Genomic DNA, 22,193 nt, shown 5'->3' with positions numbered 1-22,193 from the left:
CCAAGTTGTGCTTCAGGCTGTGGCGGTGGTTGCCTAGGCTACCAAATCTAGCCAGCAACCCTAGCTTAAGCAGAATTTTGGAGTGCTTCGAGACCACATTCATTGAGAACGCCAGCCTATGTCTCAACCAATTTCTATGCATTCTCACCCGTCAAAACAGCGGCTTAGCTGGTTAGAAGGGATTCGAATATTGGCGGCAGTGGGTATTTTGCTGTACCACGCTCAGCTGCTATTTACTGAGTATGCCTATACCCCTCTGCCCACCGGAATTCGCAATAACCTAGCAGTCATTGCCGAAGCCAGTCCTGCTCTCGGCGCGAATGCGCTGGCGGCGGCGGTCTCTTGGCCAATTTGGTTTGGCTTTCAGGCGGTCGATGTCTTTATTTTGCTGGCGGGCTTTGTGCTGGTGCTATCGCTGCGCAGCAGGGCCTACCCGGTCAGCGCAGGTGAGTTTATTCAAAGTCGTTTGCTGCGCATTCTCTGGCCGTTTTGGACGGTGGCCTGGCTGGCCTATCCGGTGCTGTGGCTCATCGGGATCGCTACCAATAGCTATCGGCCATCGCCGTGGGATGTCTTTGCGGGGGCGACGTTTCCGCTGCTGTTTGGCTTTGACGGCGAGCGGCTGTTGGCCACCAGCGGCCCCTGGTGGTTCATTCCCCTGGTGATTAGTTTTGCGCTAATCTCTCCGTTGCTCTGGCACCTGTTAAACCGCTGGGGCACGCGCAATTTACTGGTTGTTAGCCTGGGCATTACGCTGCTCTATCGCTATGGTGCGGTCTACCACTTCGGCGGGCACGTCACCTACTCCATGCTGGAGACGCCGAACAACTGGCTGCCCTTTGTCTCGTTTTTGGCCAAGCTGAGTACCTTTGTCGTCGGTATGGCGATCGCATCAGCCTACTGCAATCATCGCGGCCCTTTGTGTTGGCGGCCCCAGCGGCTGGTTTGGGTGGGCCTGCTGGTGTATGCCCTGGGCTTTGGGGCGCAGTTTTATCGGGCGGGCTGGGTGGTCTGCGACCTGCTGCTGCCCGTTGGCCTGGTCATGGTGGCGGTGGTGGGGCTGCGATCGCTCTGCAACATCCCCAGACTGGCGATCGCGATGGGGCGGCTGGGTACCCACAGCTACAGCTATTTCTTAATCCACGGCTTTGTGATCGATCGCACGATCAATCTATGGGTGCAAGACAGCCTGTGGCGCTACTGGGTGTCGCTGCCGCTGATGGTGGTTGGCACCCTAGTGTTGGCCATGATTGCCGATGCGGCGCGCCCGTTTGTGCAGCGCAGCGCCCTACAGCTGTGGCGCGACCTCGATTATTTGCTGACGCAGTCTCCAACCGCTGAAACAACGAGCTGGAAGCCGCTGGTGGGCGATCGCGTCAGCTACCAGGGCAGCCGCGACTGGATTGTGCACAAGATCGAAACCCTGCTGGATGAGGGCGACACCTATCTCTGCCAAATTTCAGAGGGTCGCCGCACGCTTTGGGTCAGTGCCAACAGCCTGAGCCTGGTTGAGGCTCAGGCGATCGCTCGCCCCAGTTCCTATACCCCAGTTAAAACCGTTGTTTGAAGCCAGGAGTTGCCCTGTAGTGGTTAAGAAAGTGGCGAAGTCGTGGTCTAGCGAAATTCAAAAGGTCATCTTTACCCACGTGCTGCTGATTGGCCTGCCCGCTGTTTTTTATGGGTATTTGCTGCTCAGCGGCTGGGCGTTAGTCGGTCCACGCGCCTTTGTACTGACGCTGTTTTTGCTCAACGCGGTGATGATCATGCTCGAATCGAGCAACGCGCTGTTTCGCCGGTTTGCCACCCATCGCCGTCACTTTAGCCACGCAACCGAGCAAACCCTCAATCAGCTCAAAGGCTGGATTGGGGTGCGAGGCGCTGAGTGCCCCTACCCGATCGATCCGGTGCCGCGCTGCTCGTTTTTGGTGGCCGCCTACCTGCCCAACGAGCAAAGCATTATTGTCGAAACGCTGCGCCATTTGCTGTCGCACATTGAGCGACCGGCGGGTGGGTTAGAGATCATTTTGGCCTACAACACACCTGTCGATCTCCCCATTGAGGCCGAGCTACATCAGCTGGCCAAACGCCACCCTGAGCTAACCATTCTGCGAGTCGAGGGCAGTCGGTCTAAGGCTGAAAATATCAATGCCGCCCTCGACATAGCCACCGGAGAAATAGCCTGCGTGCTCGATGCCGACCACCACCCCAGCGCTGACTGCTTCAGGCGAGCGTGGCACTGGATTGCCCAGGGGTACGACGTGGTGCAGGGGCGCAACGTAATTCGCAACTATGACGAAAATTTTTTGGCCCAAAACGTGGCGATCGAGTTTGAGCAGCTCTACGGCATCAGCCACGCCGCCAAGTCATTTCTAACCGACTCCAGCATCTTTGGTGGCTCAAACGGCTACTGGCGCATGGACGTGCTCAAGCGCATTCGCTTTAACCCCAGCCGCCTGACCGAGGATATCGACGCGTCGTTGCGAACGCTGCTCAACGGCTACCGCATTCTGCACGATCGCAGCATCGTCACCAGCGAGCTAGCGCCAGCCTCGCTTAAGACCTTCTGGTTTCAGCGCAAACGCTGGTCTCACGGGTGGCTAGAGGTTTCTCTGCTCTACCAGCGGCGGCTGTGGCGATCGCCCCACTTCAACCCCTGGCAAAAACTCTACTGGACCTATTTGCTCTACTACTGCGAATCTTTCGCCCTCATTTCTCTCCAGCTCTTGCCGGTGCTGCTGGCGTCTGTGCTGGTGCCCGGTGTGGTGTCAGACCACATGCGCCTCTACTTTCTCATGGCCGGGGGGCTATCGCTCTTTAGCGGGGTTTACCAAATTTTGGCCACGGCCAAAGTTGCCTCCAGACGCTACCCCCTGACCTACTACATCAGGCATGTGCTGTTTTTGCCCTTCTACATCACCCTCAAAAACTCGATCGCTATCGTTGCCGTCTACGATTACCTCAACGGAGAAAATACCTGGGTGGTCACCCCTCGCGATACTCAGCCGCAAACGCGATACCGGCTCAAGCAGGGTTAACATACACTTGCCTCCTCTGTTTGTTGCTGCGCCTGTGAAACGAGTTTTTCGACTATTTCCGCCCCGCCGTCGAACGGTGAGAGAAAAGCAGCTGGCCGACAGCTACACGCGATCGCCCGACGGTCACATCATTGTGCGCCTGCAGCTCAGCTCACCGACAGCGCTGCTCATGCCCTTTGAGGGGTTTCCGAAAAATTTTGGCGACGAACCCGATGACCAAAACGCGCCCGTGCTCAATCTCAACAAAGATTTTATTGACTATCTGTTTGCCCGTCTGTCCGAGCTGGGCGACGAATCTCTGCTGCTAAACATCAACCTGATGGCCGACTTTGACGACCAGCTCAATGCTCGCGGCTCTGCTGACATCATGCAGACGGCAATTCAGCGCTACTTTTCCTATTTGGCAGAGGTGCGCCGTCAGGATCTGCAAAAGCTGATCGGCGATGCCGTTTTGCTGGGGCTGCTGGGGGCCGGGGCGCTGGGGCTGTCGGTTTTTTTAGACGCTCGTCAGGCTACGACTGGCACAGGCATTGGCTTGCTGCTGCTCGGCCAGGGCGTGACCGTGTTTGGCTGGCTCACCCTCTGGGAAGCGCTGGCCAACGTGCTCTGGCACTGGCGACCCCTGTATCAGCAGCTGCGCATGAGCCAGCGATTGCAGAGCGCACCGCTAGAGCTCACCACCCATCAAACCCTCACTAGTACGCTGCCGGGGTGATGGTGGGTGGGTCAAAAGACGCTGAGTCGCTGATCAGGCACAATTTAAGTGTCAGCGAGTTTCACGGGGCTATAGTCTATCGCGATCGTCCCTCCTGCCCCTGAGCCAGGTGAAGACAGCGTGAAACTGAATCAGTCAAAACGTGGAGGAATCTAGCTCTCAGCAACGGTGTATAGCCAAAGGCACCTGGATTAGAACATTAATCAAGCCTAAAAACGTTCAAATGTTTGAATGCTCGTCTGACAAACGTCTTAACCCGTTTGGCTACGGCTATATCTTCTACCAAATTTGCTTTGAGAAACCCCAATTCAAAACAGATCTCGTAGGGGCAACGCACTGCAGTGTCTCTACAGACCGAGGATATACAGGCAGAATTCGGCATTGCTAACCGATAACCCTATAGCCACTCGCTCTGACTCTTTCAATGCCGCTAAATTGATCCATAGAAACCAGCATGTTTATGACTTCTACTGACAATCGTTTGACCAAGCCTGCCAACTCCAAAACCCTGATTTCGGCCAATCGCCTGGACTGGACTGGCAAAGAGACTATCCTGGCCCGAGCCAGAATTGTAGGCGAGCGCCTGTCGCTTAAAACCCTAGACCGGGCACAGCTACTGGCGACAAATCCACTGATTATTCGAGCGGGTGCTGCGGGCTGTGCGGTACTGCTGCGCTACGGCGTCATTATTACCTTTGATCTCAGTGCCGAAGAGGAAAATGCTCTGCTAGACATGCTGCGGCCTTACATTGTTGAACCCATTGAGTCCGACATCTCAGAAGAGCTATCGATCGCCTTTCGACCCCAGGCCAAAGAGCGCTTAGAGGGCGATGTGCTCTGGCTAGAAAATTACAGCGCCGAGCGCTTGCAGGTGGTGGCCGAAGCGCTGGGCAAGAGTGTCGTTTTGAACTATTACGAAATCGAGATCGCAGATATCTTTCAGTCGCTCAAGCCGTTTACTATCGGCATTCAGGGTAAGACTAGGCGATCGCCCAAAGAAGAAGACTTGCTCAACTACATTGGCGGTACCCTGCTCATTCAGCAAAAGATGTTTGGCATTGTTGAGGTGGGCGAAAAACCAGACCCAGTTTGGGATGACCCAACCCTAGATCGCCTCTACCTCCGGCTTGAAGATGAGTACGAGCTAAGGGAGCGCCTGGTCATTTTGGAGCAGAAGCTAGAGCTGATTTCGAAGACGGTAGAAACCTCGCTAAATCTCCTGCAGCGCAACAGCAGTCACCGGGTAGAGTGGTACATTACGATTTTGATTGTGATTGAGATTGGGCTCGCCATCTACGAAATTTTGACGCGATAGCAGGGCATCAACGGAGCAAACTAATGGACATCCTCAAAATCGCGGCGTTTTCCGATGGCGATCGCGGCGGCAACCCGGCGGGCGTGCTAATTGCCGAAGCCCACCCCAGCGAAGCCGAGATGCGGCGCATGGCGGCAGAGGTCGGCTTTTCAGAAACAGCGTTTGCGGCCCCGGCGGGCTCTGGCTGGCGGGTGCGCTACTTTTCGCCCGAGTCTGAGGTGCCCTTCTGCGGCCACGCCACGATCGCCCTGGGGGCGGCTCTGGCGCTGCGTCAGGGCGATGGCGTGTTTCCCTTGCGCCTCAACGAAGCCGACATCACTGTAGAAGGCCGCCGCGATGGCAGTAGCCTATCTGCCGCGCTACAGTCGCCGCCCACCCGCAGTGCCGCCGCCCACCCGCCGCTGGTGGCCGAGGTGCTCGACCTGTTTGGCTATAGCGAGGCCGACCTTGACCCCAAACTGCCGCCCGCTCTGGCCCACGGCGGTGCCGACCACCTGGTACTGGGGCTCAAAACCCGCGCGGCCCTCAGCGCCATGCGCTACGACCTGGCTGCCGGACGCGACCTGATGAACCGCGAGGGTTTAGTCACTATCTGCTGGGTCTATGCCGAGACACCGCAGCGGTTTCACACCCGCAACCCGTTCGCCTCGGGCGGCGTGTACGAAGACCCGGCAACGGGGGCGGCAACGGCAGCGCTGGCCGGATACCTGCGCGATCTGGGCTGGCCCCACGGCGGCGCAATCGCGATTACTCAGGGTGAAGATATGGGCATGCGATCGCGCCTGCGGGCCGAAATTTCGCCCACCCCCGGCAGCTCAATTCGGGTGTCGGGCACCGCTCGCCTGATGGAGGGCTAGGACTGGTGGGGCGATCGTTGCTCAGACCTAGCTCTTAAGGTGTTTGGTACAAATCTACAAGATAGCCAGCAACCCATCCTGTTTGATAATTCGGATGGTGCTGCGTCATATCAATTTCGATCCAACCAGACGCTTCATCAATAGATTTTACTGATGTCTCAAATCCTGGTGGTACTGTCAAGATAGTTGGGTAGTTATCTGATGGTCCTGTACGTACATTAGCGTTTAAGTTATCTTTAACTACAATGATCAACCCTGCACTCGGACTCTCAACAGATTTTTGGGGGCCATAATCAGGTGTGTTAGAGGCTGGTTGGCTACACATGGCAAGTAGCAACAGGAAAAAACCTCCAATCCCAAATGCAGCTATTTGACCAGAATTAAAACCCCCAGAGCTATAAGAGTTATCAGTGTAAGTAAATCTTTCCCTCTCTTCTTGGACGATCCTAAGCCTGCTTATTTCTTCTTGGATTTGATTCTGCACCTCCTCCAAGTTATGTCGAAAATAATCAGCCCATGGTCTTATAAAACATGGAAATTCAGGACTTAGCAAGTATGTGAACAGTTGAGGGCTATGGAAAGGATTTAATTGAAAACAATATAAATCGCAAAAGCACAATGCCACCACTAAATGAGCAGCTGAAACCATGTCGATAATGGCTTGATCAACCTCTTCAGGGGTTTTCCCTTCAACTTTTAGGCTCTTTTGGTAGTCTCTCCAATTCAGCTCTGGAAGAGGATTTTGATAATTTTTAGAAATAAATTTACTTGAAAATTCTTCTTGTAAATTGTCTACTTGTGGATCAATTTCTAGATCATCTGCTTGCAGATTAATCAGTGAATCGGATGGCTCAAAATCGCCTCTCAACTCTGGACAAGTTATAGTCACTGTCATCAGTATTTTTGCATGAGTAACCTTAGTATGAAAAATTAGTGTTGGAATCGGAGCTATAAATTTTCCAACACTTAAGGCGACCATATCACCAATCGGATCGCGAAAGATATCCGCACAACTAATACCGGCATATGCTGCCCCTTCACGTATTCCATCTATGTATTTACTTATGGTGTGAATTGTTTCATCGGTGAAAGATTTAGAAACTGACAGATCATCACATGATATTTTTAGGGGTGACGGAATTACAATAAATTTTCCACTCCTTTGAGAAAGAATTTCAAGAACAGAATCTCGACTTACTTGAAGGTTAGAGTATCGATAATCATTTTCATCTTGAAGTTCCTTCTTTTTGAAATCTATATCTTCCGAATAATAACTCCTTGTTAATTCTAGCTTTTCTCTGACAACTGATTGTTCGTACTCTAGTTTTTCTGTTAAAAGATGAATCTCACGCTGCCTAAGCTGAAGAAGTTGTGTTTTATAGTAATCCTCGTCCTCAATGTATCTCTTCTTCAACTCTAGCTTCTTAGATTCGATCTCAATAATTCTTTGTTGGTAGTCGCTAAGTTCTAGAGCGCTAGAATAATCAGATGTCGCCTTGGGAACTATTCCATGAAAAAGATTTGAAACATTTACGACTAATTCCTTGATTACTGCAAAGCTGCTATTGACATAGTTATTGATGTTTTTTCCAGCATTTTGTTGCCTATCTACTTTTTGATCATTTTGATTAAAATCACTCATAAATCTTTAATGACTGCTTAAAGCAGAGCGAGATAGGCTAAAGCTCCAATCCTATTGCTTTTCACAATAGGTTCATGACTAGTAGAGAAATTTGATCTATTGCTTTAACTATTGCGCCCACAGAAGTTACACCTTCCAAGAATGATTTGGCGTTTTTCAAGTGGTTCATCACACCTTTCTTGTCAGGGCTTTCCTTTTCAATCTGCTGGATTGCTTTAGTTACCTGGTAGTCAGAATCAACAAAAATTTCGGCATCCAGAACCTCAGTCTCGACTGCTTTTGCAAGTTCGGTCTTTAGCGTTCTTAATTCTTCGATTAGCTGAGCTTTATCTTGAATTCCATAAATGTCATGCGAATTAATTTGGCTACCACTCTGGTTAATATCTCCTCCAGCATTTTGCTGAAAACCCACATTTTGATTTTGTTGGTAAAAATTTGTCATGCCTTAACTTTCCTGTTGTATTAAAATGGTGACTGAGGAACGTGTTGCTTAATAAGAGAAGTGGACGCCCTATAACCCTCGATTCTATGACGGTTTTATGAGTAAGGTCAGAGCAGAGCCTTTCCAGTCCAACACTATTAAAGGAGGAAAAACTTTTGTTCTGTACGAGGAGTGCGAGGCACTTTTATGACCCGTACATTAGTATTTCTAGAGTTCTAGTTATTCATATTATACCTGTAAAGCATAGCAGATACTCTTGTCAGGATGTGCTGTTAATCACTGCGGGACGTGCTTTTAATCACTGCATCAGCTGCTTCATTATGTGTTTGCTGACAAGATAGGGTGCTTAGATTTGTACTCTCTTATAGGTCTGTATTGGGAGGCCACCGCAACTACTGGTGTTTGTTATGCAAAATGAAGCAAGTTCAAATCCCTATCCATCGCTGAAGCTATTGCTTTGTTGGATGCAGCACCAGCGTTATCCACCTACGCTTACTGTCCTTAGCTAGTATCTTTTACAATTTGATGGTGTGGAGCCAACAACCATGACCTTCGATCAACTCCAAACCGAACTGCTGGCGCTTTCGCCCCAAGAGAAAGCCCAAATTATTCAACTGCTGGTCTCTAGCCTCAGCGGCACCTGGGTTGGCATTGAGAAAACCCCCGGCGTTATGGGCGGCGATGCCTGCGTTCGCCAAACCCGCATCCCTGTGTGGCTGCTAGTCAGCCTTCGTCAGCAGGGCGCAACCGAAGCTTTTTTGCTAGAAGACTATCCCGAACTCACTGCAACAGACTTAACCAACGCCTGGCTCTACGCCAGCGCCCACCAAGCCGAAATTGAAGCTGCCCTGCAACGGCCAGCGGCAGCCTGAGCATGGCTCGACTCTACGCCGATGAGGGATTTCCTTGAGCTGTCCCTAAAGGCTTTTCTCCATAAAGGAGCTGTTGGGGTCGTCGGTGTAGTCGCCAAAGGGGCCGCGATACCCAAAGCCGTAGCGCTCGTACAGGGCACGGGCCGGGGCAAAAGCGGGGAACGCACCCGTTTCTAAGTACAGGCAAGTGTAGCCTCGCTGCCGCCCAACTTCGATAATGCGCTCCAAAATTCTGGAGGCAACGCCCTTGCGGCGGTGGGCGGCAGGGGTACGCATCGACTTAATTTCGCCGCTGGTGGGGGCAAGTTCTTTCAGGGCACCGCAGCCCAGCAGATCGTCACCCTCCCAGGCCGTCCAGAAGGTGATGTTGGGTGCCCGCAGCCGCTCCAAATCCAGCGCGTGCACGCTGCCGGGAGGCGTAATTTCGTGCATGTTCTCCAGGTGTTCGCGCAGCAGGGCAATAATTGGCTCACCCGTCAGGTCATCTTCACGGATATCCATAGCGATCGCCTCTGATTAATGGCCCCATATCTCTTGTTCCGAAAATCCCAGCTCTTGAAAATCGCGTTCTCTCAATGCTGCCTCGTCGGCACAAAAAACTCATCCAGCTGGGGCGGTTCAACCGCTGTGCCCGCCAGCATGGCGTGGGCCTGACCGCGATGGTGAATCTGGTGCTGAAACAGATGCGCCAGCAGCCGCGACAGTTGCTCGGCATGTAGGCCAAGCGGCCGCTGCACCTGGACGGGCTGCTCAACGAGGTCGTCGGTAAGGGAGCGACAAAGGGCAATTAGTCGGCGATCGCTCTGGTGCTGCTCCCGCTGTAGGTCTGCACAGGTGTCAAAGGGCTCCTCAATTGCAAAAAAGTCGTCAGCCTGGGAATTGGGCGGCTGATGGTTGATGCTGCGCTCTAGCGCATCAATATAAAACCAGTCAACAATGAGCAAATGGTTTAGGGTCGCTTTGATCGAGGGAAAAAAGCTGGTTCTGGTGGCCACAAACTCGGCCTGGCTCAGCTGGCAGCAGGCGTTTAGCAGACGGTGGTTGGCCCAGGCGTTGTTGTAGGCCATAGTCAACAGGTGATGCGTGAGCGAAGCCATACCATTACAGCCCTCGGTGGCGAAACCTGCACTCAATTGTGACCTGCGGCTAGGGCGTTTGGCCAAACCGCTGCCACTGAGTGGGGGGCGGCATCAGAAATTCGTAGGCTCCGGCGGCCTGCCCCGGCGCAGCGGTGAGCACAATATCAAACGAGAGCGACAGACGCAGGTCGTCGGTGTGGTTGGGCGTCACTCCGTGGCGCTGCTTGGCCGGGAAGACAATCAGCCGACCCTCGGTAGGCAGATACAGAGCCTGATCCTGGTTGAGGTAGTTCCAGTCGGCGATGATGTCGGTGTTTTCGCTGCCCAGACCGGGGCTGACCTCGTTGGGGCGGGCATCGTCAAAAAAGGTGAGGCAGCCCGCCGCATCGGTGCCCGACTCGGGCACGGCAACATAGTACACCGCGCTGACGTGGGCGGTGTTGTGGCAGTGGGCACCGACCTCCTGCTGGGGGCGCGACACCACCGGCCAGGCCCTTTGAATATAGAGATCGACCTGGCTGAGATCGAGCCCCAGTTCTTTGAGATAGATCACCACGTGGGTTTCGACCTGGCTCACGACCCAGCTAAAGCGCGGGTCGGTGTGTACTTTTTCGACACCGTGCAGGTCGCCGGTCCAGGCCATCTCAGGAAAGTTGCGGGGTTCGCTGCCGCTGGCCTCTAACTCTAGAATGGCCTCGGCCAGGGCGGCTTTGTGCTTTTCTGCTGCGGGCAAATCGTCGTAGTAAACGGCGAGGGGAAACCAGGTATCGAGGGGCATAGCGGAAACATCGACCGGGGCTAAACCAGGCGGGGTTGGCGAGGGGAGGTGCTAGGCCGTACTGTGAAGTACTGATGCGACTTGACGATCGGCCCAGGACTGAACTCAGCTTAGCAGGGTAGATGAGGCCAGTGATGGAGTGGATTACGACTCGACCCATTGCCCACCGGGGCCTGCACCAGGGTACGGCGGTGCCCGAAAATTCGCTGGCGGCCTTTGAGAGGGCGATCGCGGCCCGTCACCCCATCGAGCTAGACGTGCAGCTGCTCGCCGACGGCCACCTGGCGGTCTTCCACGATCGCGACCTGAAGCGGTTAACGGGCCACAAAGGCCGCATCACCGATCAACCCCTGGCTACGCTATCCCAGTTTCGCCTCTATGACACCGACCAGCGCATTCCCTCCCTAGCCGAAACCCTGGCCTGCATTGATGGTCGAGTGCCGCTGCTGATTGAAATCAAAAACGAGAAGAAAGTTGGCCCCCCCGAGCAGGCGCTGGTCAAAACTCTGGCAGGCTACCGGGGCGAGTTTGCGGTGCAGTCGTTCAACCCGCGATCGCTGCAGTGGTTCAGGCGCTACGCTCCCGCCATTGTGCGCGGTCAGCTGGCCAGCAAGCCGCAGAAGTTTTTGCGCAGCAGCCTGCTGCTGGCCTGGGCCAGTGCGCCGCACTTCATTGCCTACAATGTCAAAGCGCTGCCCACGCTGCCGACCACCCTGGCTCGCCACCACTTCAACCGCCCCCTGCTGGCCTGGACGGTGCGCAGCCAGGCCGATTTAGAGCGGGCCATCCAGCACGCCGACAACTATATTTTTGACCCATTTGAGTATCCCCCTGGCCCTCATGCTCAATAAACATTAAGGCATCCCTCATTCACCTAGGGAGATGGTTGGGTAAATTATCGAAACGCTCGCTGGTGTTGCGGTATGCCCCTCTCGATTGAAGGTCTATGGGCTGTAGCCAAGTTACAGGCGCAGCTGACGCGCTGGTTAAAACCCCGTTCTAGCTGTGCTGTGGCTACCTTACCTAGCCTTTTGCCGCTGGCAGAGGTGAAGACCAGCGCTACTGGCACTCTCAAGACTGACCAAACCTTGCCGCAGCCAACCATCTCTATCGTGATCCCTGCGCTCAACGAGGCGAGCAGCTTGCCCCTGGTGCTAGAGGCCCTCCAGGCGGCCGCCAACGTAGAGGTCATCGTTGTCGATGGCGGCAGCGCCGATGGTACGGCTGAGGTAGCCAGAGCGATGGGGGCCAAAGTCGTGAAATCGGCGCGGGGGCGATCGCGCCAGCAAAACCAGGGAGCCAAAATCGCCAAAGGCCCCATTTTGCTCTTTCTCCACGCCGACACCTGCTTGCCCCAGGGGTTTGACCAGGCGATTCGCCAGACTCTGGCTGAACCTGGCGTTGTCGCTGGGGCCTTTCAGCTTGCGATCGATAGCCCCAGGCTTGGGCTGCGCTGGGTGGAATGGGGCGTGAATCTGCGATCGCGCTACCTGCACATGCCCTACGGCGACCAGGCTATTTTTCTCACGGCAGAAACCTTTCACCAGCTCGGCGGCTTCCCCGACCTGCCGATGATGGAGGACTTTGAGCTGGTGCGGCGGCTGGGGCAGCTGGGGAAAGTGGCGATCGCCCCCAGTGCTGTGGTGACGAGCGATCGCCGCTGGCGTAGCCTCGGCATTCTGCGTACTACCCTGGCAAATCAGGCGATGATCGTGGGCTACCTGCTCGGCGTTGATCCTTACAAGCTGGCTCGGTGGTATCGTCGTCTCGGCAAAGGATATGCAAGTCCCATAGATAGTTGCTCGTAGCAACGGGAACCATAGCTCTAGCTAAAACTTTTGCACAGTGGGTAGGGCATAAAGATCATGGGTGAAGCTATCTACATTGAACATGGTCAAAATTTGACTCGATTAGAGCTAACCGACCATAGTTGTGAAGACAACTTTCAACAACTTCTCGAAGATCATCCCGATCTACTGGCAGGAGATCAAGTCGATCCAGCATCTCCCCGCCGCTGGTTGCTTCTAAAGCGTGAAGCAGGCGTTCCATCAGAGCAGGGAGGAAACGATCGCTGGTCCCTTGACCATCTTTTTATTGACCAAGATGCGATCCCGACGCTGGTTGAAGTCAAGCGTAAGAACAATAGAGAGCTGCGGAGGCAGGTCGTTGGGCAAATGATGGATTATGCGGCGAACGCGGCTGCATACTGGCCTGAGAGCACTTTGAAAAATTATTTTTACCAAACTGTAGAGTCTCACAATCAAGAGCCACAGGCTGTTTTGCGCAATTTTCTCCAACATAACGACACAGACCTCACTGAGGAGGAAACCTTTTGGCAAGCCGCTAATGAGAACCTGCGCAGCGGAAACGTACGCCTGATCTTTGTCGCTGAACGCATTCCTCCAGAACTTCAGCGCATTGTTGAGTTTATGAATGAGCGCATGAGTCCTACTGAAGTGCTTGCCCTGGAACTACGCCGCTACAGCGGAGGGCAATTTAGCACTCACATTCCCAGAATCCTAGGCCAGACTGTGGCAGCTCAAATCGCCAAACAAAGCGGTATTGCACCTAAGCTACAAAGAGGAAGATGGAATGAAGAATCATTCCTAGGACATGCTAGTAGCCAGCTAGAGCCAGCTTACGTAGATAGCCTACGACAAATAATTGCACGATGTAATGCCGCAGGTTTTGATAGGATCGAGTGGGGCACAGGCACTGTTGAGGGCTCTTTCAGCCCTAAATATTCGCGCATTAGCAGAAAAGCACCTATTACGATCTGGTCTAGCGGAGCGCTCAACATAAAACTTGGATGGTTGTACGGCAGTGACACGGAAAACGAATTCCGCTTAAAGCTTCAAAATAGGCTCCAAGAAGCTGGCTTACCCCATGAGTGTGAATACAACGACATCATCAGAGTCCCTATTGAAACTTGGAGCCAATGGCTTGATCCTTTAATTCAAGCAATACAATCATCTGCTGATGAAGTCTTAAATCCGCAGCTATCGGCGCACACAAATCACCTGGTGTTAAGCTCTGTAGCTCCTTGAATTCTCAGGTCTGGAATCTGAGAATATAAGTTGATTAGAATTCATGTTGTCTTCATCGTGCCCAACCGAAGCTCGGGCACGATAACTTAAACATCCCACAATTTTTGAGGGTAGGTCGCTAGAGTGCCATTGAGGGAATTCCTAAGCAGAGCGTCGGAACGATAAATCACTCAATCAATTCTTACCCCGACAGCAGCCCGCCGCTCATGCGCTTCATCACCCGGCCCGCAATGTCGGCGTAGCGCAGTTCTCCGGCCAAAATCTGCCCCAGCCGCTGGGTCGCGGTGGGGCGCTTAATGCCCACCCGATAGCCGATCCCCGGCACCCGAAAGAACAGCCCGGCAATGCGCTTGGCCCAGGGCATGTCTTCGCCCCAGGTGCTGTGCATGGTGGCGGTGTAGTTGGCCAGCGCCTCTGAGTCCCCCGCCAGCGCTGCGTGGATGGCCTCAGCCGCCCGCACTCCGCTAATCATGCCGGGGCGGATGCCTTCGGCGCTGAGCGGATCGACAATGGCGGCGGCTTCACCCACCAGCACGGCCCGGTGGGTGTGCAGGGGGTGGTTGCCGTCCCACAGCTTTAGTGGGTGGCTGTAGACGGTGCCCGCCTCGGGGCTGACCCCAAACGACTGGCTGTATTTTTCCAGCGGCTTGCGGTAGTCGGCTGGGGCCTGGCCCAAAAATGTCGCCACCCCGATCGAGTAGCCGTCAGCCTTCGGGAAATTCCAGGCGCAGCCCTGCTTAACCAGGCCAAACTCGAAGTTGATGGCGCAGTCATCCCCCACCGGGGTATTCACCTCCAGAATGCTGGCGGTACGCAGCGTCAGCTCTGGAAAACCCAGCCACTTCGCCATCGGCCCGGTCGCCCCATCGGCGGCCACCAGGTAGGCTGCATCCAGCGTTCCATCAGCGGTAGAAACCTGCCAGTAGTCGCCTTTGTTGGCGATCGCCGTCACCGCTGTGCCATCCTTCAGCTGTGCCCCCAGCTGCTGCGCCTGCTGCACGAGAAACTGATCGAAGACTTCGCGCTTCACCATCCAGATCGGGTCGGTGGTAGCGAGTTCGGCCTCAACCGGGTCGCCAAGCTTGTAGGTGTAGCGCACGCGGCGTAGGGAACGCGCGATCGCCGGGGCAAAGTCAAAATCAAAGTACTCGGCCACACTGGGCGAAACCGCACCGCTACAGGGCTTGTAGCGAGGAAAAGACTCTTTTTCTACTATTAGTACCGAGTGCCCCTGCTTGGCCAGGTGGTAAGCGGCAGATGCTCCGGCGGGGCCAGCCCCCACCACAATTGCGTCGTACATCGTCGATTACAGTGTTTTGGTGCCCCCATCGTATCGCTTCAATGGTTAGCAGGCGGGCAAATCTATCTTTAGTTGCCCCCCCTGGGCATTGAAGTTTGAAGGCACTCGGGGTTAAGTAAACAGATTGGGTTACGGCCTCTTCTGAGAACCAGAGAAGGCCACCATACCAAGCTCAGCTCAGGATGTGGAGTTTTTTTACCGGCAAACCTCCACATCTGGCCTTGGCTTTGGTCTCAACCGTAACTCAGTTTTGCTCGAGACGATTTTATTTGCTCAGGTACTATGCAACGCAAAACTTCAAAGGTAGCTATAGGCTTGCTAGGGGCTCTAGCCCTCGGCGTGCTGACCGGCTGCGGTAGCGAAAGCCCCACCGCCACCGCCCCCGAAACCGCCCCCGCAACTGCCGAAACCGCCAGCGCTGAGGGCGAAACCGGCACCCTGCTAATTCGAGCTAACGGCGAAGACTTTGTGCGCCAGGGGTTTACCACCAAAGACGGATGGGAGATTGAGTTTGATAATCTCTACGTGTCGCTAGCCGAGATCACCGCTGCTCAAACCGACCCTCCCTTTGACCCCGAGGCCGGTACCGAACTCCAAGCCAAGGCCGAGGTCAAGGTCGAAGAAGCCCAGGTGGTTGACCTGGCCGAGGGCGATGATGCGGCAGAGCCGATCATGGTGAGCGAGGTCGAGGCTCCAGCCGGGCGCTTTAACGCGCTGGCCTGGCGCATGGTGCCCGCCCCATCAGGGCCGTCCGAAGGCTACTCGATTTGGATGCAGGGCACCGCCACCAAAGCGGGCGAAACTGTGCCCTTCACCGTCAAGGTCGATGAAGAGCTGGCCTTCACCTGCGGCGACTTTGTCGGCGACGAGCGCAAGGGCATTTTGGCCGCTGGCGACCAGGCCGATATGGAGGCTACTTTCCACTTTGACCACCTGTTTGGCGATGGCGAGGCTGCCGCTGACGACGGCATCAATACCGGTGCCCTGGGCTTTGAGCCCCTGGCCGCCCTGGCCGAGAACGGCGTGGTCGATGTCGACAGCGCGGCGCTGCAGGCGGGGCTGTCGGATGCCGACTACCAGACCTTTCTCTCGATCTTGCCGAGCCTGGGCCACGTGGGTGAAGGCCACTGCGAAGAAGTGACGCTGACCGCCTCATGAGACTGAGACTTACGTTTGCCTGGTTACTATCGCTGGCGCTGGCCAGCGGCGCTGCACCTGTTCTGGCCCACGGGGTGACGGTAGAGCACCGCCAGGTCAGCAGCGTTGAGCTAGAGGCCCGATTTGAGACCGGCGAGCCAATGGCCAATGCCCAAGTGCTGATCTACGCCCCCGGCAACCCCACCGAGGTCTGGCAGGATGGCACCACCGATGACCAGGGGCGCTTTAGCTTTGCGCCCGATACCTCTCAGCCCGGCACCTGGGAGGTGATGGTGCGCCAGGCGGGCCACGGTGTGCTAACCACCATTCCGGTGGCGGCTTCTACCTCTGGGGGTGAACCTGCTGCTACCCCAGCGACGGAGGCGGAGGCCGGAGCCAATTCTTTAATCTCTCCTAGTACTACTCTGTCTCCAGTGCAGCGGGGCATTACTATTGGCTCTGTAATCTGGGGCTTTATTGGCACCGCTTTATTTTTTGCTAGAGGCAAGCGCTAGTGCACATCCCCGACGGAATTTTACCGGCCCAAGTCTGCGCGGCAGGATATGCCATCACCGGGGTAGTCACCTGGTATTCGCTGCGGCAGATTAACCGCAGGCCCGACCCGACGGCTGAGGTGCCCAAGGCCTCGCTGCTGACGGCGGCGTTCTTTGTGGCCTCGTCAATTTATATTCCGGTGCCACCCGCCAGCGTGCACCTGATTTTGAATGGGCTGCTGGGGGTGGTGCTGGGTTACTTTGCCTTTCCGGCGATTTTGATTGGCCTATTTTTTCAGGCGCTGGTGATTGGCCACGGCGGCCTGACAACCCTGGGGGTGAACGCCACTATGATGGGCGTTCCGGCGCTGCTGGCCTATCACATCTTTCAGGCTCGCCTAACCCTCGGCCAGCGGCTCAAGGAGCCCGCTCGCACGGGGGTATTTGCTTTTTTGGGCGGTGCCCTGGGGCTGGGGATCGCGGCGCTGATTTTTTTGGCGCTGATTATCTTCAATATTCCTGCAGAACTCAACGCTGGGGCCGAGCAGGCGGCGGTGCTGACGCTGTCGGTGGGGCACATTCCGCTGGCGATTGTAGAAGGTATTTTTACGGCCATGCTGGTACTGTTTCTGCGTCGGGCCAAGCCTGAGCTGCTGGAGGGGTAAAGCCCATGGGAGCCGCTAGTCACAATACCTATATTCATCGCGAGTCGATAATTCACCACTGGGCACCCCAGCTCAAACTGGTCAGTCTGGGGCTGCTGATGTTTGCCTTTGCCACAGTGCAGCAGCTGACCCTGGTGCCGTGGATGCTGGGGCTGGCGGCGCTGCTCTACGGGCTGTCGGGGCTGCCGCTGTCGTTTTTGCGGCAGCGGTTGAGCTATCCGGGCCTGTTTATTTTGGCGGTGGTGGTGCTGCTGCCCCTGACGGTGGGGGAAACGGTGCTGGCTCAGTGGGGCTGGCTGGCCCTGCGCGAAGAAGGGCTGCGGGCCACGGGGCTAATTGTGGGACGGTTTTTGTCGATTTTGACCCTGGGCTTTATTTTGCTGGGCACGACGCCGTTTTTGACCCTGCTGGGGGCCATGCGATCGCTCGGTCTGCCCACCCTGCTCGCCGATATGACCCTGCTGTCGTATCGCTACCTGTTTGAGATTGCCGTCATGCTGGCCACCATGCAGCAGGCCATGCGGCTGCGGGGCTTTGGCCACAGTCGCCAGCGCTGGCTGCGGATCAATCGCCACACCATGCAGCAGCTGGCCCTGCTGACCGGCAACTTGCTGATTCGCAGCTACGAGCAGTCGGAGCGGGTGTACAAAGCGATGCGGCTGCGGGGCTACGGGCAGAGCCGCCAGGCCCCCCCGGCTGCCCCGACTTCCAGCCCTTTATCATTCCACAACTGGGCCTTAACCGGGGCCGTACTGGTGGCAGCGGTGGGGTTAGTCCTTGCAGAGATGAGATTGGCATGATGATGAAATCTGTTTCGACCGGCCTGAACTCAGTAGCCGTCGCCCAGGGGCAGCGGCGAGTCGCGATCGCCGCCAGCGCCCTCTCCTTTGGCTACCCCGACCAGCCCGAAGTGCTGCGCGAGGTCACTCTGACCGTCCAGGAGGGCGATCGCGTCGGCATTATCGGCCACAACGGCTGCGGCAAAACCACCCTGTTTATGCTGCTCTGCGGCGTGCTCACCCCTGTTGCAGGCGACATTCACCTGTTTGGTGAACTCCTCACCCCCGGCCAGTTTCGCCCCGAAGTCGCGCTCCTCTTTCAGGATCCCGACGACCAGCTCTTCTCCGCCTCCGTGCGCGACGACATCGCCTTTGGCCCCCAAAACATGGGCTTCGACCCCGCCGAAGTCGATGCCCGCGTCGCCCAGGCGGCCGATATGGCCGGCATCGCCCACCTGCTCGATCGCCTGCCCCACCACCTCTCCGGCGGCGAAAAGCAAATGGTTGCGATCGCAGGCCTCCTCGCCATGACCCCCCAGATCATTCTCTACGACGAACCCACCGCCAGCCTCGACCTCCGCACCCGCCGCCGCCTGATCCGCTTTCTGCAAAACTCCACCGAAACCATCCTGATCTCCTCCCACGACCTCGAGTTTGTGCTGGAAGTCTGCGATCGCGTCATCCTCATCGACGAAGGCCGCATCATCGCCGACGGCTGCCCCCGCCAGATCATGGGCGACCAGGCCCTCATGGAAGCCCACGGTCTAGAGAAGCCCCATTCGCTGATTCCTCATGTGGAGCCGCATCATGGGGAGTAGGAGGGGAGTGGATGGGTAGATGGGTGGGTGAGTGGATGGGTGGATGAGGAAGGTGAGGGGATGAGGAAGAGGGCGATTGCGATCGGGGGTAGAAACCTCGGGGTTGAGTGTTGCTTACAAATTCATTTGCAGAATAAGGGTTTAAACCGATGATCGGCCAGTCCTTTCCGCGAGGTGAAGGACGACCGATGTTTGTCTGCGCCCCTGGGGGGGCGACGTCCTTCTCGTAGGCCGGAGGACGCGCGAAGCCGGTGGTCTGGGGCTGGCGAAATGGCCCCAGCAGTAGATCTGGCTTTTGCCCCAAATTGTGCGCCGCCCTCAGGGGTTTAGGCTCCCAAAAGATTTGCTTAATTCATGCCGAGAAAGTGGTCGGCACTGCCCACCAACCCTAATTCATTGAGAGGCCACCCTAAATTCGTGGCTTGCGATCGCCCACTCAAATCATACGTCTTGCAACCCAGGCTCCACGGACGACAGCGCAACCAAAAGGGCAGGGGCACTCTTCTGGCTACCCCTACCCTATAAAACTCTAAGCGTGATTAAAGTTTGCCGCTGATCTATCTGAAAGCGCCATCGGTACTGGGCGTACCGTGCTCTAGTCGGTACCAGGCATCCTGGCTGGCGTGCTTAGCCTTATCCCAGCCCAGGTGCCTAGAGCGATGGGTTTGCTCATAGCGCTGACGCAGGTGAGGCTCAGCCTGCTGGTAGGTCATGCCCTGGGGATAGTAAGTGGAATAGCCTTCGTAACCAGTGCGATAGGCCGGGCTGTAGTCGTCGTAGGTGTAGGCCGAGTCTACGTAGGGGCGAGTTTTGTAGTTGTTGCGCCAGTAGTCATCTTCGACTGTGGGGTCAAAGTTTTCTGCTACGCTTTTGCCGAGCAAACCGCCAGCGGCAGAGCCCACTACGGCACCAATGGCACCGCCAACCGGGCCGCCCACCGCAACCCCAACGGCTGTGCCAATCACGCCTGCACCAGCGGCCCCAACCCCCGTACCGACAGGGTGAGATCCATGTTCACCCGTAATCGGGTCAGGATTGGTGTCATGGTCGTGCTCAGGATGATGGTGCTGAGGATCGTGCTTGGGATGAAGGTCTTCGTTAACGCTCATTTTGAGTAATTCCTTGCTAAGAATCTGGTTTTTAACGGTGGCCAAATCAGCGCAGCTGAGCGCAATTCGGCACTGGTAGATTACTTAGCAAGGTAATTATTTCTTGGCCAGACAAAAACGGCTACCTGATAGAGATCTGTTCTCTAAAAGGGTAGATTTTGTCCGGTCTCAAGCGCTGCGCGTCAGTGAGCGGCCCTGGCTCTACTCCAGCATCTCCAGGTTGCGTACCGCGCCCTGATCGGCACTGGTGGCCAGCAGCGCGTAGGCCTTGAGCGCCGCTGACACCCGCCGGGGCCGGGGCTGGGCAGGCTTCCAGGCGTCTTTGCCCTTGGCTTCCATCGCTGCTCGCCGATGGGCCAACTCCTCTGCCGACAGGTCAACATTGATGGTGCGGTTGGGGATATCAATCACGATGCGATCGCCCTCCTCCACCAGGGCAATGTTGCCGCCCGCTGCCGCCTCTGGCGAGACGTGGCCAATCGAAAGCCCCGAGGTACCGCCCGAAAAGCGCCCGTCGGTGATCAGGGCGCAGGTCTTGCCCAGCCCCTTCGATTTCAGGTAGCTAGTCGGGTAGAGCATTTCCTGCATGCCGGGGCCACCGCGCGGCCCCTCGTAGCGAATGATCACCACGTCACCGGGCTGAATCCGGTCGTTCAGAATGGCATTGACGGCGGCATCCTGGCTTTCAAACACGCGGGCAGGCCCTTCAAACACCCGCAGGGTCGAGGTTGGCACACTGGTGGTATAACGCAACTGCTCCGCCTCAAACATGCTGACGTCAATGCCTGCGGTCTTGACAACGCAGCCATTGGCGGCCAGGTTGCCGTAGAGCACCGCCAGGCCACCCTCGCGCGAATAGGCATGCTCCGCACCGCGAATGCAGCCGGTTTCGCGATCGAGATCCAGCGAGGGCCAGCGTGTGTCCTGGCTGAAGGCCACCTGGGTGGGGATGCCCGCTGGGCCAGCCCGGAAAAAGGTGTGCACAGCCTCGTTATCTGTGCGGGTCACATCCCATCGCTCCAGGGCTTCCTGTAGGGTGGCGCTGTGTACCGTGGGCACGTCGGAGTGCAGCAGCCCCGCCCGATCCAGCTCGCCGAGAATGGCGGGAATGCCCCCCGCCCGGTGCACATCTTCTACGTGATACTGCTGGGTATTGGGGGCCACTTTGCACAGCTGGGGCACCTGGCGGGAGAGGCGATCGATATCAGCCATAGTAAAGTTGACCTCGGCCTCGCGGGCGGCGGCCAGCAGGTGCAGAATGGTGTTGGTGGAGCCGCCCATGGCGATGTCCAGCATCATGGCGTTTTCAAAGGCGTTGAAACTGGCGATCGCGCGGGGCAGCACCGACTCGTCACCCTGCTCGTAGTAGCGGCGGGTGATCTCGACGATGGTGCGGGCGGCGGTCAGAAAGAGATCTTTGCGATCGAAGTGGGTGGCGAGCGTGGTGCCGTTGCCCGGCAGCGACAGGCCGATCGCCTCGGTGAGGCAGTTCATGGAGTTGGCGGTAAACATGCCCGAGCACGACCCGCAGGTGGGGCAGGCGGAGCGCTCGTACTCTTCCACCAGCTCATCGCTGGCGCTGTCGTTAGCGGCCACCACCATGGCATCGACCAGGTCGAGCTTGTGGTCAGCCAGCTTGGTTTTGCCCGCTTCCATCGGGCCGCCGGAGACAAACACCGCTGGAATGTTCAGCCGCAGCGCCGCCATCAGCATGCCGGGAGTGATCTTGTCGCAGTTAGAAATACAGACCAGGGCATCGGCACAGTGGGCGTTGGCCATGTACTCCACCGAGTCGGCAATGATCTCCCGCGAGGGCAGGCTGTAGAGCATGCCGTCGTGGCCCATAGCAATGCCGTCGTCTACGGCAATGGTGTTGAATTCTTTGGCAACGCCGCCAGCGGCCTCGATCTCGCGGCACACCAGCTGACCCAGATCTTTGAGGTGAACGTGGCCGGGCACAAACTGGGTAAAGGAGTTGGCGACCGCAATGATGGGCTTTTCAAAGTCTTCGGTTTGCATGCCGGTGGCGCGCCAGAGGGCACGGGCACCGGCCATATTGCGGCCATGGGTGGAGGTTTTCGATCGATAGGTCGGCATGGCTCATCCTAG

The 22,193-nt window shown here is 56.4% G+C and carries 21 protein-coding genes and 1 pseudogene; 14 read left to right on the top strand and 8 right to left on the bottom strand.

All coding sequences use genetic code 11. From position 1 onward, the window contains the following. Window positions 1-118 precede the first annotated feature (118 nt). From ACQ4N7_RS16265 to ACQ4N7_RS16245, 5 genes are all read left to right on the top strand, one after another. Window positions 119-1,567: an acyltransferase family protein gene (locus ACQ4N7_RS16265; RefSeq protein WP_430712552.1), complete on the top strand. Its 1,449-nt coding sequence runs from the start codon at window positions 119-121 to the stop codon at window positions 1,565-1,567. 19 nt (window positions 1,568-1,586) lie between these two features. Next, window positions 1,587-3,035, top strand: coding sequence for a glycosyltransferase (locus ACQ4N7_RS16260; protein ID WP_430712551.1), 1,449 nt, complete (start codon window positions 1,587-1,589; stop codon window positions 3,033-3,035). Window positions 3,036-3,069: 34 nt separating this feature from the next. Further along, on the top strand, window positions 3,070-3,750 hold the full coding sequence (locus ACQ4N7_RS16255; protein ID WP_430712550.1) for a hypothetical protein: 681 nt from the start codon (window positions 3,070-3,072) through the stop codon (window positions 3,748-3,750). Between the two features lie 460 nt (window positions 3,751-4,210). Next, on the top strand, window positions 4,211-5,065 hold the full coding sequence (locus ACQ4N7_RS16250) for an RMD1 family protein (protein WP_430712549.1): 855 nt from the start codon (window positions 4,211-4,213) through the stop codon (window positions 5,063-5,065). 23 nt (window positions 5,066-5,088) lie between these two features. Continuing rightward, complete coding sequence (locus ACQ4N7_RS16245; RefSeq protein ID WP_430712548.1) at window positions 5,089-5,922, top strand: PhzF family phenazine biosynthesis protein; 834 nt, start codon at window positions 5,089-5,091, stop codon at window positions 5,920-5,922. 34 nt (window positions 5,923-5,956) lie between these two features. On the opposite strand, the gene ACQ4N7_RS16240 is transcribed toward ACQ4N7_RS16245, so the two are convergent. Together ACQ4N7_RS16240 and ACQ4N7_RS16235 are read right to left on the bottom strand one after the other, a co-directional pair. Further along, entirely contained in the window at window positions 5,957-7,564 is a 1,608-nt protein-coding gene (locus ACQ4N7_RS16240; protein WP_430712547.1) for an SH3 domain-containing protein, read from the bottom strand. A 61-nt stretch (window positions 7,565-7,625) separates the two neighbouring features. Then, window positions 7,626-8,006 (bottom strand): hypothetical protein, encoded by a 381-nt coding sequence (locus ACQ4N7_RS16235; protein ID WP_430712546.1) that lies wholly within the window; start codon window positions 8,004-8,006, stop codon window positions 7,626-7,628. Window positions 8,007-8,551: 545 nt separating this feature from the next. On the opposite strand from ACQ4N7_RS16235, the gene ACQ4N7_RS16230 reads away from it, so the two are divergent. Further along, the gene (locus ACQ4N7_RS16230) at window positions 8,552-8,878 is read left to right on the top strand and encodes a DUF433 domain-containing protein (protein ID WP_430712545.1); all 327 of its coding nucleotides are present in this window, start codon (window positions 8,552-8,554) and stop codon (window positions 8,876-8,878) included. Between the two features lie 45 nt (window positions 8,879-8,923). Here ACQ4N7_RS16230 and ACQ4N7_RS16225 read toward each other — a convergent pair whose 3' ends face one another. From ACQ4N7_RS16225 to ACQ4N7_RS16215, 3 genes and pseudogenes are all read right to left on the bottom strand, one after another. Continuing rightward, the gene (locus ACQ4N7_RS16225) at window positions 8,924-9,379 is read right to left on the bottom strand and encodes a GNAT family N-acetyltransferase (RefSeq protein WP_430712544.1); all 456 of its coding nucleotides are present in this window, start codon (window positions 9,377-9,379) and stop codon (window positions 8,924-8,926) included. A gap of 15 nt (window positions 9,380-9,394) precedes the next feature. Next, window positions 9,395-9,975, bottom strand: a pseudogene (locus ACQ4N7_RS16220) (DinB family protein). A 49-nt stretch (window positions 9,976-10,024) separates the two neighbouring features. After that, window positions 10,025-10,735, bottom strand: a complete 711-nt coding sequence (locus tag ACQ4N7_RS16215; protein ID WP_430712543.1) for a TIGR02466 family protein — start codon at window positions 10,733-10,735, stop codon at window positions 10,025-10,027. A 134-nt stretch (window positions 10,736-10,869) separates the two neighbouring features. On the opposite strand from ACQ4N7_RS16215, the gene ACQ4N7_RS16210 reads away from it, so the two are divergent. The 3 genes from ACQ4N7_RS16210 to ACQ4N7_RS16200 all read left to right on the top strand — a co-directional run bounded on the left by ACQ4N7_RS16210 (window position 10,870) and on the right by ACQ4N7_RS16200 (window position 13,782). After that, window positions 10,870-11,586 carry a glycerophosphodiester phosphodiesterase family protein gene (locus tag ACQ4N7_RS16210; protein WP_430712542.1) on the top strand — a complete coding sequence of 239 codons (717 nt, stop codon included), beginning with the start codon at window positions 10,870-10,872 and terminating at the stop codon, window positions 11,584-11,586. A 195-nt stretch (window positions 11,587-11,781) separates the two neighbouring features. Further along, the gene (locus ACQ4N7_RS16205; RefSeq protein WP_430712590.1) at window positions 11,782-12,543 is read left to right on the top strand and encodes a TIGR04283 family arsenosugar biosynthesis glycosyltransferase; all 762 of its coding nucleotides are present in this window, start codon (window positions 11,782-11,784) and stop codon (window positions 12,541-12,543) included. Between the two features lie 57 nt (window positions 12,544-12,600). Next, window positions 12,601-13,782: a hypothetical protein gene (locus tag ACQ4N7_RS16200; protein WP_430712541.1), complete on the top strand. Its 1,182-nt coding sequence runs from the start codon at window positions 12,601-12,603 to the stop codon at window positions 13,780-13,782. A gap of 181 nt (window positions 13,783-13,963) precedes the next feature. On the opposite strand, the gene ACQ4N7_RS16195 is transcribed toward ACQ4N7_RS16200, so the two are convergent. After that, window positions 13,964-15,082: a geranylgeranyl reductase family protein gene (locus ACQ4N7_RS16195; RefSeq protein WP_430712540.1), complete on the bottom strand. Its 1,119-nt coding sequence runs from the start codon at window positions 15,080-15,082 to the stop codon at window positions 13,964-13,966. 282 nt (window positions 15,083-15,364) lie between these two features. Here ACQ4N7_RS16195 and ACQ4N7_RS16190 point away from each other — a divergent pair, with 282 nt between their 5' ends. From ACQ4N7_RS16190 to ACQ4N7_RS16170, 5 genes are read left to right on the top strand one after another with little or no spacing between them, the layout of a single operon-like run. Then, the gene (locus tag ACQ4N7_RS16190) at window positions 15,365-16,240 is read left to right on the top strand and encodes a DUF4382 domain-containing protein (protein WP_430712539.1); all 876 of its coding nucleotides are present in this window, start codon (window positions 15,365-15,367) and stop codon (window positions 16,238-16,240) included. Further along, a complete protein-coding gene (locus ACQ4N7_RS16185; RefSeq protein ID WP_430712538.1) occupies window positions 16,237-16,734 on the top strand; it encodes a carboxypeptidase regulatory-like domain-containing protein in 498 nt (165 codons plus the stop codon). The genes ACQ4N7_RS16190 and ACQ4N7_RS16185 overlap by 4 nt, the downstream gene beginning before the upstream one ends. After that, window positions 16,734-17,378, top strand: coding sequence for a cobalt transporter CbiM (gene cbiM / locus ACQ4N7_RS16180; protein WP_430712537.1), 645 nt, complete (start codon window positions 16,734-16,736; stop codon window positions 17,376-17,378). Before ACQ4N7_RS16185 ends, cbiM begins: the two co-directional genes overlap by 1 nt. Window positions 17,379-17,383: 5 nt before the next feature. After that, the gene (gene cbiQ, locus ACQ4N7_RS16175) at window positions 17,384-18,178 is read left to right on the top strand and encodes a cobalt ECF transporter T component CbiQ (RefSeq protein WP_430712536.1); all 795 of its coding nucleotides are present in this window, start codon (window positions 17,384-17,386) and stop codon (window positions 18,176-18,178) included. Between the two features lie 2 nt (window positions 18,179-18,180). After that, window positions 18,181-18,975: an energy-coupling factor ABC transporter ATP-binding protein gene (locus ACQ4N7_RS16170; RefSeq protein WP_430712535.1), complete on the top strand. Its 795-nt coding sequence runs from the start codon at window positions 18,181-18,183 to the stop codon at window positions 18,973-18,975. 557 nt (window positions 18,976-19,532) lie between these two features. On the opposite strand, the gene ACQ4N7_RS16165 is transcribed toward ACQ4N7_RS16170, so the two are convergent. Both ACQ4N7_RS16165 and ilvD read right to left on the bottom strand, forming a co-directional pair. Beyond that, complete coding sequence (locus ACQ4N7_RS16165; protein WP_430712534.1) at window positions 19,533-20,084, bottom strand: hypothetical protein; 552 nt, start codon at window positions 20,082-20,084, stop codon at window positions 19,533-19,535. A 201-nt stretch (window positions 20,085-20,285) separates the two neighbouring features. Beyond that, complete coding sequence (gene ilvD, locus ACQ4N7_RS16160) at window positions 20,286-22,181, bottom strand: dihydroxy-acid dehydratase (RefSeq protein ID WP_430712533.1); 1,896 nt, start codon at window positions 22,179-22,181, stop codon at window positions 20,286-20,288. Window positions 22,182-22,193: the final 12 nt, after the last annotated feature.

Source organism: Nodosilinea sp. AN01ver1, from assembly GCF_050565655.1.
Lineage (GTDB): Bacteria > Cyanobacteriota > Cyanobacteriia > Phormidesmidales > Phormidesmidaceae > Nodosilinea.
Note: the sequence above shows the minus strand (reverse complement) of the source record. Positions and strands in the feature narration are given on the sequence as shown.